Origin of the sequence: Pseudomonas sp. YJ42, assembly GCF_047225135.1 — a bacterium.
Taxonomy (GTDB): Bacteria; Pseudomonadota; Gammaproteobacteria; order Pseudomonadales; family Pseudomonadaceae; genus Stutzerimonas; species Stutzerimonas stutzeri_E.
This window is the reverse complement of the sequence record NZ_CP178378.1, coordinates 1,866,113-1,877,823: the sequence shown is the minus strand read 5'-3', so window position 1 is coordinate 1,877,823 and position 11,711 is coordinate 1,866,113. Positions and strand designations below refer to the sequence as shown.

The following is an 11,711-nucleotide window of genomic DNA, read 5'->3' as shown; positions in this document are numbered from 1 at the left end:
CGAAGCGCTTTTCACAAAATGGGTTCGAGACAGGGCGCGCAATACCTAGTCCAGCTCGTAAGCGCTCAGGCATCGGCGTTGGCCAGCAGGGCGAAAGAGCTGAGGCTGACTTGATGCTCGCGCGTCAGGTATTCACGGCGCTCCAGCCGGTCGCGCTGGAAGCGTGCATCGCGGGATAGGCGCGAGAACCAGTAGAGCAGCTCGTCGGTTGCGCCTTCCGGTTCCTGCTCGAGCAGCCATTGCATCAGGTCAGGCAGCGGTAGCGCCTGTTCGCAGCGGTCGAGCATTTCTCGCGCCGTCAACGGCGAGCGCGGTGCGCCGGTCCTGCGCTTGCTGCCGGCCCTGGGGAATTGCGCCGGTTTCGGCTCGAAGCGGGCCAGGGCATAGACATAGGCCTCGACCTGGCTGGCCGAGCCGAGAAAGGTGCTCTGCGGGCGGGTGAACAGCGGCAACGAGGCCTGCGGCACGGCATCGAGTCCCTTCTTGCGGATGGCCGACAGCGCCAGCGCGGCACCCCGGGTCACGGCGTTATGGCGGCGCGCCTCTTCCCGCAACGGCAGCAACAGCTCGCGCGCGTGGCGCAGGGTCAACTGGGCGGTACTCTGCATCTCGAGAATGCGCGCATGGGGGCGCAGCAGCAGGTCGTCGTCGACCAGCTGGCCGAGGCGCTGCTGCTCACCGAGCAGCTTCATCAGCACCTGTTCGACGCGGTACACGCCCTGCTCGAACGCACCATCGGCCGCGACCAGCTGGATCATCGGTTCGACGTATTCATCCCAGGTGGCGAGGACCTCGGCGTAACGTTGACGCAGCGGAATCTGCCGATCGCTGGTTTTTGCTCGGTCGGCGACACCGATCAGGGCCTGCTCGTCATTGGCTAGCTTCTTCAGCACGTCGCGCACGCGCATGTCGAGCAGACGCAGCTGGCGGGCGAGGTCCTGGCCGTCGCGAATCTCGAAAGCGTCCTGGATATGCCCGGCCAGGCGTTCCAGATGGCGGAGGTAGGCTTCGATCTCCAGGCACAGGCCGAGCCGATGTTCGCGGCGCAGGTAGGCGAGGAAGTCATGGATTTGCGCGTTGAGCTCGAAGCGATTCGGGCTTTTCGCCACCGGGACCAGGATATCCAGGCGGATCCACTGATCGAGCAGGGCGGTGATATCGGTGGGCGTGCCTTCCGGCAGTTGCGCGGCGAGCTGATGACGCAGCTCGATCAGGCTCAGGGTGCCGGCATCGAAGCGCTCGCACAGTGGCTCGAGCAACGTCCAGTGTTCGGCGAGGGCACGCAGTACGCGCTTGGGTTCGATCATCTGAATCGGTTCTGTCGGCTGCAAAAAATAGTCGGCAATTGTACTGCCTGACCCAGGTGCAAATCAGCCCAAACCGATCGTTGGGATGACGCAATGAGACGCTCGGCCTTCCCGCTTTGCTGGTTTCCGGCCACAATTCACACTTGAGGCGCCGCCTGAGTCCGCAAGGCTGGCCAAGAGGAGTTCGACATGAGCAGCAACGACCGCGTCATCATCTTCGACACCACCCTGCGAGACGGTGAACAGAGCCCCGGCGCCTCCATGACCGGCGAAGAAAAGCTGCGCATCGCCAAGGCCCTTGAGCGCCTGAAGGTGGACGTGATCGAAGCCGGCTTCGCGATCGCCAGTCCGGGGGATTTCGCCGCGGTCAAAGCGGTGGCCGATCACATCAAGGACAGCACCGTCTGCAGTCTGGCGCGTGCTGTCGATGCCGATATCGAGCGCGCCGCCGAGGCGCTGGCCGGTGCTAATTCCGGGCGCATCCACACCTTCATCGCCACCAGCCCGATCCACATGCAGTACAAGCTGCGCATGCAGCCGGACCAGGTGGTCGAGCAGGCTGTGCGCGCGGTGACGAAGGCCCGCAATCTCTGCGCCGACGTGGAGTTTTCCTGTGAAGACGCAGGACGTTCGGACATCGACTTCCTCTGTCGCATCATCGAAGCGGCCATCGATGCGGGCGCCCGCACGATCAACATTCCGGATACCGTCGGCTACGCCATCCCCCATCAGTACGCCGACATGATCCGCCAACTGCTCGAACGCATTCCCAACGCCGACAAGGCCGTGTTCTCCGTGCATTGCCACAACGACCTGGGCCTGGCGGTGGCCAACTCGCTGGCGGCGGTCGTTGCGGGTGCGCGGCAGGTCGAGTGCACCATCAACGGGCTGGGTGAACGCGCCGGTAACGCCGCGCTGGAAGAGATTGTCATGGCGATCAAGACCCGCCAGGATTTGCTTAACGTGCACACTCGCATCGAAACCGAGCACATCCTCAGCGCCTCGCGCCTGGTTTCCGGCATCACCGGCTTTCCGGTGCAGCCGAACAAGGCCATCGTCGGCGCCAACGCCTTTGCCCATGAGTCCGGTATCCACCAGGATGGTGTGCTCAAGCACCGCGAAACCTACGAGATCATGTCCGCGCAATCGGTGGGCTGGAACGCCAACAAGATGGTCATGGGCAAGCATTCCGGGCGTGCCGCATTCCGTTCGCGGCTCGAGGAGCTCGGTATTGTCCTGCCGGGCGAGGGTGAGCTGAACGCGGCCTTTGCGCGCTTCAAGGAGCTGGCCGACAAGAAGCACGAGATCTTCGACGAGGACCTGCAAGCGCTGGTTTCTGACACCCTCGCCGAAGACGTGCAGGAACATTTCAAGCTGGTGACGCTAGAGGTGGCGAGCAAAACCGGCGAGGTGCCGGACGCCAAGCTCGTGCTGAGCGTGGACGGCAATGAGCTGCCCGCCTCGGCACAAGGCTCCGGGCCGGTCGATGCGACCTTCAAGGCCATCGAATCGGTCGCCAATTCCGGCGCCACGCTGCAGCTCTATTCGGTCAACGCCATCACCAAGGGCACCGACTCGCAAGGCGAGGTCACGGTGCGGCTGGAGAAGGGAGGGCGCATCGTCAATGGCAACGGCGCCGATACCGATATCGTCGTGGCGTCCGCCAAGGCCTATCTGAATGCGCTGAACCTGATGCAGGTTGGCGCCAAGGCGCATCCGCAGGTAGTCGGGGTTTGATCACCGAAAGCCGGCGTCGGGCCTTTCTCGACGCGATGCAGGTCACCACCTGGCTACCACGGGTCGAGCTTCCCTTTGCCGCGCCGTCGCGCCCGGAGCTGCTGCAGTTCGTCGAGCCCGAAGCCATGCCCGCGCCAGTCGTCGAGCTTGAGCAGCCCGTCACGCAGCCAGCCCCCTCGTCGCCCGCGCCGGTAACAGACGCGCCAGCGGCCACGGCGAGCCCGGCCGCCGATGCGGTGCGTGCGGCCATGCCCCGCATCGCCATGCCCGAGCCGAAAAAGACGTCCGCGAGGCCCACTGATGCCGAGCCGGCAGCCGCCGAGCAAAAGGCAGCCATACCGCCACCACGTTTTGCCTTGCAATTGCTACGAGCCGGTAATTGCCTGCTATTGGTGGAATTGCCCACCGGTGAGTCTTTCCAGAGCCGCGATCCCGCCTACCTGCTGCTCAAGGATCTGCTGCGCGCCGCCAAGCTACCAGACAAGCCCCAGCAGGTCGGTGACGGTGAGCCGATTCGTTGGCCATTGCTGCACCGCGGCAGTCTCGATCAGGGCGCCGAGGCAGCACGGGATTATGTGCAAGGTGTCGTGGCTGCCGAGCTGGAGGAAATGGGTTGTGCCTGCCTCTGGTTAGTGGGTTTGCCGGCGCTGCGCTTTGCCGGTGAGGTGGAGGCAGACGCCTGCTACCGCGAGCTGCATATCGATGGCATCGGCCACGCTTTGGCCATGCCCGGGCTCGAGCAGTTAATGGAGCAACCTGGCAGCAAGGCCGAGTTGTGGAAGGCGATGCGTCGCAGCATGCCGCGTTGGGTTATGGGTTTATGAGCAGTGCTTCATGAGTGATGCAGTCAGTTTTCGCCCCATGACGGCGGCGGATATCGAAACAGTCCTGAAAATCGAGTACGCCGCCTTCAGTCATCCCTGGACCCGCGGCATCTTCACCGACGCGTTGAGCGCTTATGAATGCTGGGTCATGCTCGAAGGCGAGCAGCAGGTGGGTCATGGCGTGATCAATGTCATTCTCGACGAGGCGCACCTGCTGAATATCACCGTCAAGCCCCAGAGCCAGGGGCGTGGGCTGGGGTTGCGGCTGCTTGAGCATCTGATGCAGCGGGCTCACCAGCGCGGAGGGCGCGAATGCTTTCTCGAGGTGCGCGCCAGCAATACGTCGGCCTACCGGCTCTACGAGCGTTACGGCTTCAACGAAGTAGGGCGGCGCCGTGGGTATTACCCTTCCGCTGACGGACGCGAAGATGCCTTGGTGATGGCCTGCACATTGATCGATTGATCAGGCAGGGACCGCCATACGAAGCCCGACCCAGACGATCGGGCTTTTTCCTTCTTGAAGCGGCCGCCACCCGGACCCGACACGAAGCGGTAAACAACCTTATCGTCCTGGCGCCTTGTCCCGCCCGGAGTCCAGTGGCGCGTCGCCTTCGAGTTCGTTGTCGTCCATCAGGTCGTCATTTTCATGCAGCACGGCATCGCCGCCGCCGAGCCCGGTGTCCGGGTCGCCCATCGCCGGTCCGTCCCAAGGCTTGCCGTCCAGTGGGTCATAGCGACCCTTCTCTGCCTCGTCGAGATCCACGTCGGCACCGATGCGATGTTCGGAGACTTCGCTCAGGTCCTGGTCGGCCGGGCCGCCATGGCCGCGTTCGTTAGGTGAGCGCGAGCCGTCTTCGCGAATGAGCGTCTCAGGCGCAAGGTCGTCCATGGTGGTGTCGCCATCCGGCACTTCTCCGGTGGTCATGCCCGCTTCGGCTACTCGCTCCGGCGGGAACTCGTCCTCGACTTCTTCGGCCGGCACCTCGTCACCGATACGGCCCTTGCGATCGTCGCGATGCTGGTCGAAATCGAGCTGCTCCATCGAGCCCATGCGGTCCTCGGTGTCGTCGATCTCTGTGGGTGTATAGGGCTTGCGATCGTTCATGACAACCTCCTGTGTGAGCTGCGGTCTTGCAGGTTGTGACCCGGCGTCGATGCGAAGATTCAGGCTGGCCGCTGGCCGGTTCGGGCTTTATGAACCAAGCTGCAAGGGCCGCCTGTTTAGCGCCTAAGCGCTTGTGATGACACAAAAAGCGCGAACCACCGTCGACTATCCGGAGTCTCAAGGTTCATGAACAAACCAAATGACCGACCCGGGCTAGAGGTCCGGCGCTGCGCTTTCTTTTTCGACGTCGACGGCACGCTGGCAGAAATACAGCCTCGCCCTGAGCTCGTGACCATTCCACCTCGCTCGCTGGTTGCCCTGGAGCACCTGCATCTCAGCGAAATTCCCTTGGCGGTTATTTCCGGCCGTCCGCTCAGCCAGCTCGATGATCTGCTCTCGCCACTGCGGCTGCCGGCTGCCGGCGTGCACGGTGCCGAGCGCCGCACAGCGGAAGGCGAGATGCGCAATCTGGCGCTCGACAAAGACGTGTTCGAAGCCATCCAGCGAGAGCTAGCACACGCCTGCGGTCAACACCCCGGCCTGTCGCTGGAAAACAAGACCATCGCATTCGCCCTGCATTTTCGTTTGGCCCCGGAGTTGGAAGGCACCGCCCGAGCGCTGGCTGAAGACTTCGTCGAGCGCTACGGCGACGTCCTGACGCTGCAACCGGGAAAATGCGTGTTCGAGCTAAAACCTCGCGGCGCGAGCAAGGGCGAGGTGATTCGCACCTTCATGCAGGAGGCTCCATTCAAAGGAAGGATGCCGGTGTTCGTTGGTGACGATCTGACCGACGAGGCGGGCTTCAAGGTCATCAACGAACTGGGAGGACTGAGCATCAAGGTCGGTACCGGCCCTACCGAAGCCAAGCAACGCCTGGACTCGGTAGAAGCCGTTGGCGCCTGGCTCGAACGCTTGCTCGATGCACTCTCAGAACAGCCGGAAAACCAATAGAACCAGACTGGAGCGAGAACGACCCATGAGCCGACTAGTAGTGGTTTCCAACCGAGTAGCGCCGATCAAGGCGGGGAAGGTCGCTGCTGGCGGGCTTGCAGTTGGCGTCTATGACGCGTTGCGCCAGGCCGGAGGTATCTGGTTTGGCTGGAGCGGTGACGTAAGCAGCACCCCGCAAACCAACACCGAGACCATCGGCAATATCACCTACGTGACGATGGGCCTGACCAAGCAGGATTACGACCAGTATTACCGCGGATTCTCCAATGCCACGCTCTGGCCGATCTTCCACTACCGCATCGATCTGGCCCGCTACAACCGTCAGGAATATGAGGGGTACCGCCGGGTTAATGCGATGCTGGCGGAGAAGCTCAGGCCGCTGCTCAAACCCGACGACATCATCTGGATCCATGACTATCACCTGATTCCCTTCGCCGAGGCCTGCCGTCAGCTGGGTATTCGCAACCGCATCGGCTTTTTCCTGCATATCCCGTTTCCGCCGCCGGAAATCCTCACCGTCATCCCGCCGCACAACGAATTGCTCAAGACGCTGTGTTTCTATGACCTCATCGGCTTTCAGACCGAAACCGATCGTCTGGCCTTCCAGGACTACATGACCCGTGAAGTGCGCGGCATTCTCGAAAACGATGGCAGCCTGACGGCGTACGGACAGAACTTCCGCGCCGGGGTCTACCCGATTGGCGTGGTTCCAGACGAAATCCAGGACCTGGCCGAGTCCTACAAGACCCGCCGCAAGCCTATGCGGCGTACCACTGACGTGGCACGCAAGAAGATCATCAGCGTCGATCGGTTGGATTATTCCAAGGGGCTGGTGGAGCGCTTCAAGGCCTACGAGGCCTTCCTCGAACGCTACCCGGAGCACCGCCGCGCGGTCGAGTTCGTACAGATCGCACCGACCTCCCGCTCTGACGTGAAGACCTATCAACACATCCGCCAGCAGCTCGAAAGTGCCGCCGGCCACATCAATGGCTGGCTGTCGGATCTGGATTGGACGCCGCTGCACTATCTCAATAAAAGCCATGATCGACGCGTGCTGATGGGGCTGTTCCGCAGCGCCGATATCGGCTTCGTCACACCGCTGCGCGACGGCATGAACCTGGTCGCCAAGGAATACGTCGCGTCGCAAGACCCGGAGGATCCTGGCGTGCTGGTGTTGTCGCGCTTCGCCGGTGCCGCCCGTGAGCTGACCTCGGCGCTGATCATCAATCCTTACGATTGCATCGGCATGGCCGAGGCCCTCGACCGCGCCATGCGCATGTCGCTCACCGAACGCAAGGATCGTTACGAGCACATGATGCGCGCCATCCGCGCGGCCGACCTCGACGCCTGGCGTGACAATTTCCTGCGCGATCTACGGGCGTTCTCTTCCCGCCCACGTGCGGAAGTCCCGTCGAACCCGCTGTTTACAGTCTGAAGCTGTGACGCACCGGTCTGCATGCTTGTCATAATGCCGACCGGTTCGTAACGTTTCGGATGGATGGGGTAGGCGATGAGCAACGATCTTCAACAGTTAATCGAAAACAACGCGCGCTGGGCTGAAGCCATCATTGAGGAAGACCCTGACTTCTTCACCAAACTGGCCAAGCAGCAGGTGCCGGAGTACCTCTGGATCGGCTGTTCCGATGCCCGCGTACCCGCCAACGAGATAGTCGGCATGTTGCCGGGCGATCTGTTCGTACACCGCAACGTTGCCAACGTGGTGTTGCACACCGACCTCAACTGTCTGTCGGTCATCCAGTACGCGGTCGACGTGCTCAAGGTGAAGCACATCCTGGTCACCGGTCATTATGGTTGCGGCGGGGTACGTGCTTCGATGCGCGATGATCAGCTCGGCCTGATCGACGGCTGGCTGCGCACCATCCGCGACCTCTACTACGAACACCGCGACCATATCGCCGGCTTCCCCACGGAGGAAGCGCAGGTCGATCGTCTGTGTGAGCTCAACGTCATCCAGCAGGTCGCGAACGTCAGTCATACCACCATCGTCCAGAACGCCTGGCACCGTGGTCAGCCGCTGTCCGTGCATGGTTGCATCTATGGCATCAAGGACGGCATCTGGAAGAACCTGAACGTTACCATCAGCGGCCTGGACCAGTTGCCACCGCAATACCGCCTTCGCCCAGTTCGGCCAGTGTGATGGCCAATCGTCACGGATGGGCCTTCGCCGGCCTGCTGCTCGCTGTGCTCTGCTGGAGCGGAAACGCCTTGGTGGCGCGCGCTTTTCATGAAGCCATCCCGCCGCTGACGTTGTCGTTCTGGCGTTGGGTGCTGGCGACCTGTCTGCTGCTGCCGTTTGTCGTGCGTTCGATCTGGGCCCACCGTGCGGCCCTGCGAGCGGCCAGCTGGCGCTTGCCGATCATCGCGGCGCTGGGCGTCAGCAGCTATAACTCGCTGTTGTATTCCGCCGCGCAAAGTACCGAAGCCATCAACCTGACGCTGGTGAATACCTGCCTACCGCTGTTCACCTTTATCGGTGGCGGACTGTTGCTGGGTGAATGGCCGGCACGGCGTGCCTGGTTTGGCATGGCCATCGCGGCGGGCGGCTTGATCTACCTGATCAGCCGCGGCAGCTGGGCGGCGTTCAGCAGCCTGTCATTTCAGAGCGGCGATCTGATCATGCTCGGGGCGGTGGTGGTTTGGGCGCTTTATACCCTGCTACTGCGGCGCTGGGGCGGCTTTCTACGGATACCGCCGCTGACGCTGCTGGGTGTGCTGATGCTGATCGGCACGCCGATGATTATGCCGTTTTACCTGTTCGAACTGAGTCAGGTCGGCGGTTTCACGCCCACCCCGATTAACCTCGCAGTCATCGCCTACACCGCCATCTTCGCCTCGCTGGTGGCGTATCTCTCATGGAACCACGGGGTCAAGACAGTCGGCGCGGCGAAAGCGGCCATGGCGACTTATCTGATGCCTGTCTTCACCGCATTCCTCGGCTGGCTGGTGTTGGGAGAGGGCTTGCAGGTGTTCCACTGGGTCGGTGGTGGCCTGATCTTCACCGGACTGCTGCTGGCGACCCGTCCGGCCACGCGCATGGCAGTTCGCTAGCGCGCCCACGAAAAAGCCCCGCGTTTGCGGGGCTTTTGCTTATTTGCGCTTGTGATTGTCCGGGTCGTCCTCGTCACTGCCATTCATCCGCGTATGCGTTGGCTCCAGGCTGTGACCGACCGGTTGCGTGCGCGTCGTATGGGCGGTGGTTCCGATCTCGACCTCATCGGCCGTGTTCGCCAGCTCATGGTCGCTCTTCTCATGGGGTGTCGCCTTGTCGTCTTTGGCCATGCCGCACCTCGTCATTGTGATGGACTCACAACCTTTGAAAGGGTGGGCAGGACGATGTTCTAACCAGCGGTCAGCTGTCGAGCGATCCCGACGGACGCACGCTGAGTCAATCCCGACTGATATTTGCCCGGTAATTTTTGGCCAGCTGCCGAGCCAGCGCGATGAAGTTCTGCAACGCCGGCGACTGATTGAATTCGCGGCAGACCAACGTAAGTGGCGCGACCAGACGTGGGCGGGCGCCGACAATGCGCCGGTAGACAACGCTTTCCCGGTGAATGTCGCGCATGGAGGCCGGCACCACCGAGATCCCTTCGCCCGCCGCGACCAGGCTCACGTTGGTCAGCATCCGTTCGACCTCGAAGGCAATCCGCGGCTCGAAGCCGGCTGCCTGGCAGGCATGCAGCAGGTTGGCGTACATGCCCGGTGCACCGGGGCGGCGAACGAGGATGAAGGGCTCGTCACGTATCGCCAGCAAACCCACGGCGTCAGGATAGTTAGCCAACACGGGATGACCAACCGGGACTACCAGCAGCAACTCTTCCAGCAGCAGGCGATGGAACTCGATACCGGCGGGGCGACTGACGGGCGCACGGAGGATCCCGACCTCCAATTGGCCGGCACTGGCACGCTCGGTCAGGCGGCCGGCATTGCCTTCGTCCAAAGTGATCGCTACCGCTGGATACTGCTCGCGGTAGGCGCGGATGATCCGAGGGATCAGCGGATGCGCCGCCGCCGACGAGGTGAAGCCGATATTCAGCGTGCCCTCTACGCCCATGGCGACGCGAGCGGCTCGGCGCGCGCCATCCTGCACCCGCGCCAGGATCGCCTTGGCTTCGTCGAGAAATACCGCGCCGCCAGTGGTCAGGTCCACCCCCTTGGGATGGCGCTTGAAGAGCTCGAAGCCAAGCTCGTCTTCCAAGGCGCGGATCTGCTGGCTCAACGGCGGCTGCTGCATGTTCAGGCGCGCAGCGGCACGGGTGAAATGCCTCTCCTCGGCGACCATGACGAAATAGCGGAGGTGGCGAAGTTCCATATGGCGGCGTCCTGCTAAACGCCCGCCAGCGCGTTTGGCTGACGGAGCGCCTCGATGGGGTAGGATACGGGTTCTGAAGCGACCAGCAGCCTGTTGAAAAACTGCCTACGTTGGCAATTCGTCGTTGCTTTTGCCTCGTCTTGCCTGCCTCGTCTACGTTTTTTCAACGGCCTGCTAAAACAACAACATCGCTCGGCGGCCCATGATTCTAGCCAAGCTGTACCGCAACGACACCGCTCTCATCCTGATCGCGATTGCCCTGGGCCTGTCGCTCGGTATCCTGCGGCCAGAACTGGCGGTCCAAATGAAGCCGCTCAGCGATGCATTCCTCGGCGTGATCGGCCACGCGGTGCCCCTGGTGATGTTCGTGCTGGTCGCCTCGGCGGTAGCGGCGTTCGGTGAGCGCGGGCAGCACACCCGCTGCGCCGGCCGGGTGGTGGCTTATTTCCTGATGATGGCCGTTCTGTCGCTGATCACCGGCGGGGCCGTGGGAATACTGCTTGCGCCCGGCGGCGATGCCGTGCCGCTCACCACCACAACTGGGCGGCCCATGAGCGATCTGCCGACCGCGGTGCTGACTAGCCTGGCGCAGGTCATCGGGCATACGTTCATCCTTCCGGTATTGTTGGCCGCTTTGCTGTTCGGCCTCGGGCTGGGTTGGGCAGGCGATGCGGGCGAACCGCTGCGGCGCCGGCTGGATACCTGGGTGGCATGGCTGCTCAAGGCGCTGCGCATGGTGCTTCGCTTCGCACCCTTGGCCGCATTCGGCGCGATGGCCTACACCGTTGGTCGATACGGACCGGCGTCCGCCTGGCCGCTGCTCAAGTTCGTCGGCACTGTCTACTTCGCCTGCGGTTTGTTCCTTGCTGTTGTCCTGGGCGTTGTCGCCAGGTTGGCCGGCGTCGGTTTGTTTCGACTCATCGCCTACATCAGGGACGAGCTCTGTCTGGTCGCGTTCACGGGTGCTTCGGTGGCCGCTGTGCCGGGCTTGATCGACAAGCTCGAACGCGCCGGATGCGCCCGGCGGGTGGTGCGGCTGGTGCTCAGCACCGGCTACACCTTCAATCTGGCCGGTTCGAATATCTACGTGGCCTGCGCTGCGGTGTTCCTGGCGCAGCTCGCCGGTGTCGCCCTGGATAGCACGCATGTGAGTTTGCTGCTGGTGGCGCTGCTGACCTCGCTGGGCTCGACCAGTGCGGCGGGCTCGGCTTTTCTGACGCTGACCGCCACGGTTGCTGGCCTGAATCTGGTGCCGCTGGAAGCGCTCGGTCTGTTGCTCGGCGTCGAGCGGCTGATGAAGTGTCGCTCGCTGACCAATGTGATCGGCAACGCTCTGGCGTGCGTGGTTATTTCGGCCTGGAGCGGTGCGCTGGACCGCAATGCGTTGCGCGAGGCGCTGATGCCCCGTCGGCAGGCAGCGTTTCCCGGCGCGGTGGTCGGGAAACGCTGAGGGC

Annotated in this window: 12 protein-coding genes; 8 read left to right on the top strand and 4 right to left on the bottom strand. The window is 62.9% G+C overall.

What is annotated here, in order from left to right; genetic code table 11:
• Nucleotides 1-65: 65 nt before the first annotated feature.
• Nucleotides 66-1,307 (bottom strand): Mks condensin complex protein MksB, encoded by a 1,242-nt coding sequence (gene mksB / locus ACL0K2_RS08395; protein WP_413044220.1) that lies wholly within the window; start codon nucleotides 1,305-1,307, stop codon nucleotides 66-68.
• Between the two features lie 189 nt (nucleotides 1,308-1,496).
• Between mksB and ACL0K2_RS08390 the strand changes: the two genes are divergently transcribed.
• Genes ACL0K2_RS08390 through rimI form a run of 3 tightly spaced genes read left to right on the top strand, consistent with a single transcriptional unit; the run spans nucleotide 1,497 to nucleotide 4,331 of the window.
• Nucleotides 1,497-3,044: a 2-isopropylmalate synthase gene (locus ACL0K2_RS08390; RefSeq protein WP_413044219.1), complete on the top strand. Its 1,548-nt coding sequence runs from the start codon at nucleotides 1,497-1,499 to the stop codon at nucleotides 3,042-3,044.
• Complete coding sequence (locus ACL0K2_RS08385) at nucleotides 3,041-3,868, top strand: energy transducer TonB (protein ID WP_413044218.1); 828 nt, start codon at nucleotides 3,041-3,043, stop codon at nucleotides 3,866-3,868. Before ACL0K2_RS08390 ends, ACL0K2_RS08385 begins: the two co-directional genes overlap by 4 nt.
• 10 nt (nucleotides 3,869-3,878) lie before the next feature.
• Nucleotides 3,879-4,331 carry a ribosomal protein S18-alanine N-acetyltransferase gene (rimI, locus tag ACL0K2_RS08380; protein WP_045163408.1) on the top strand — a complete coding sequence of 151 codons (453 nt, stop codon included), beginning with the start codon at nucleotides 3,879-3,881 and terminating at the stop codon, nucleotides 4,329-4,331.
• A 99-nt stretch (nucleotides 4,332-4,430) separates the two neighbouring features.
• Here rimI and ACL0K2_RS08375 read toward each other — a convergent pair whose 3' ends face one another.
• Nucleotides 4,431-4,973 carry a hypothetical protein gene (locus ACL0K2_RS08375; protein WP_413044217.1) on the bottom strand — a complete coding sequence of 181 codons (543 nt, stop codon included), beginning with the start codon at nucleotides 4,971-4,973 and terminating at the stop codon, nucleotides 4,431-4,433.
• A gap of 186 nt (nucleotides 4,974-5,159) precedes the next feature.
• Here ACL0K2_RS08375 and otsB point away from each other — a divergent pair, with 186 nt between their 5' ends.
• From otsB to ACL0K2_RS08355, 4 genes are all read left to right on the top strand, one after another.
• Nucleotides 5,160-5,924 (top strand): trehalose-phosphatase, encoded by a 765-nt coding sequence (otsB, locus tag ACL0K2_RS08370; protein WP_413044216.1) that lies wholly within the window; start codon nucleotides 5,160-5,162, stop codon nucleotides 5,922-5,924.
• 25 nt (nucleotides 5,925-5,949) lie between these two features.
• The gene (gene otsA, locus ACL0K2_RS08365; protein ID WP_045163405.1) at nucleotides 5,950-7,359 is read left to right on the top strand and encodes an alpha,alpha-trehalose-phosphate synthase (UDP-forming); all 1,410 of its coding nucleotides are present in this window, start codon (nucleotides 5,950-5,952) and stop codon (nucleotides 7,357-7,359) included.
• A 75-nt stretch (nucleotides 7,360-7,434) separates the two neighbouring features.
• Nucleotides 7,435-8,082 carry a carbonate dehydratase gene (can, locus tag ACL0K2_RS08360; protein WP_413044215.1) on the top strand — a complete coding sequence of 216 codons (648 nt, stop codon included), beginning with the start codon at nucleotides 7,435-7,437 and terminating at the stop codon, nucleotides 8,080-8,082.
• On the top strand, nucleotides 8,082-8,993 hold the full coding sequence (locus tag ACL0K2_RS08355; RefSeq protein ID WP_413044214.1) for a DMT family transporter: 912 nt from the start codon (nucleotides 8,082-8,084) through the stop codon (nucleotides 8,991-8,993). The genes can and ACL0K2_RS08355 overlap by 1 nt, the downstream gene beginning before the upstream one ends.
• 39 nt (nucleotides 8,994-9,032) lie before the next feature.
• On the opposite strand, the gene ACL0K2_RS08350 is transcribed toward ACL0K2_RS08355, so the two are convergent.
• Both ACL0K2_RS08350 and ACL0K2_RS08345 read right to left on the bottom strand, forming a co-directional pair.
• Complete coding sequence (locus ACL0K2_RS08350; protein ID WP_045163401.1) at nucleotides 9,033-9,224, bottom strand: hypothetical protein; 192 nt, start codon at nucleotides 9,222-9,224, stop codon at nucleotides 9,033-9,035.
• 106 nt (nucleotides 9,225-9,330) lie between these two features.
• Nucleotides 9,331-10,257: a LysR family transcriptional regulator gene (locus ACL0K2_RS08345; protein WP_413044213.1), complete on the bottom strand. Its 927-nt coding sequence runs from the start codon at nucleotides 10,255-10,257 to the stop codon at nucleotides 9,331-9,333.
• Between the two features lie 202 nt (nucleotides 10,258-10,459).
• Between ACL0K2_RS08345 and ACL0K2_RS08340 the strand changes: the two genes are divergently transcribed.
• On the top strand, nucleotides 10,460-11,707 hold the full coding sequence (locus ACL0K2_RS08340; protein ID WP_413044212.1) for a cation:dicarboxylate symporter family transporter: 1,248 nt from the start codon (nucleotides 10,460-10,462) through the stop codon (nucleotides 11,705-11,707).
• Nucleotides 11,708-11,711 lie beyond the last annotated feature (4 nt).

What these genes read in the sequence shown, in the direction of transcription:
- mksB (WP_413044220.1), bottom strand. Translation starts at nt 1,307, where the DNA reads ATGATCGAACCCAAGCGCGTACTGCGTGCCCTCGCCGAACACTGGACG.
- ACL0K2_RS08390 (WP_413044219.1), top strand. Translation starts at nt 1,497, where the DNA reads ATGAGCAGCAACGACCGCGTCATCATCTTCGACACCACCCTGCGAGAC.
- rimI (WP_045163408.1), top strand. Translation starts at nt 3,879, where the DNA reads ATGAGTGATGCAGTCAGTTTTCGCCCCATGACGGCGGCGGATATCGAA.
- ACL0K2_RS08375 (WP_413044217.1), bottom strand. Translation starts at nt 4,973, where the DNA reads ATGAACGATCGCAAGCCCTATACACCCACAGAGATCGACGACACCGAG.
- otsB (WP_413044216.1), top strand. Translation starts at nt 5,160, where the DNA reads ATGAACAAACCAAATGACCGACCCGGGCTAGAGGTCCGGCGCTGCGCT.
- otsA (WP_045163405.1), top strand. Translation starts at nt 5,950, where the DNA reads ATGAGCCGACTAGTAGTGGTTTCCAACCGAGTAGCGCCGATCAAGGCG.
- can (WP_413044215.1), top strand. Translation starts at nt 7,435, where the DNA reads ATGAGCAACGATCTTCAACAGTTAATCGAAAACAACGCGCGCTGGGCT.
- ACL0K2_RS08355 (WP_413044214.1), top strand. Translation starts at nt 8,082, where the DNA reads ATGGCCAATCGTCACGGATGGGCCTTCGCCGGCCTGCTGCTCGCTGTG.
- ACL0K2_RS08350 (WP_045163401.1), bottom strand. Translation starts at nt 9,224, where the DNA reads ATGGCCAAAGACGACAAGGCGACACCCCATGAGAAGAGCGACCATGAG.
- ACL0K2_RS08345 (WP_413044213.1), bottom strand. Translation starts at nt 10,257, where the DNA reads ATGGAACTTCGCCACCTCCGCTATTTCGTCATGGTCGCCGAGGAGAGG.
- ACL0K2_RS08340 (WP_413044212.1), top strand. Translation starts at nt 10,460, where the DNA reads ATGATTCTAGCCAAGCTGTACCGCAACGACACCGCTCTCATCCTGATC.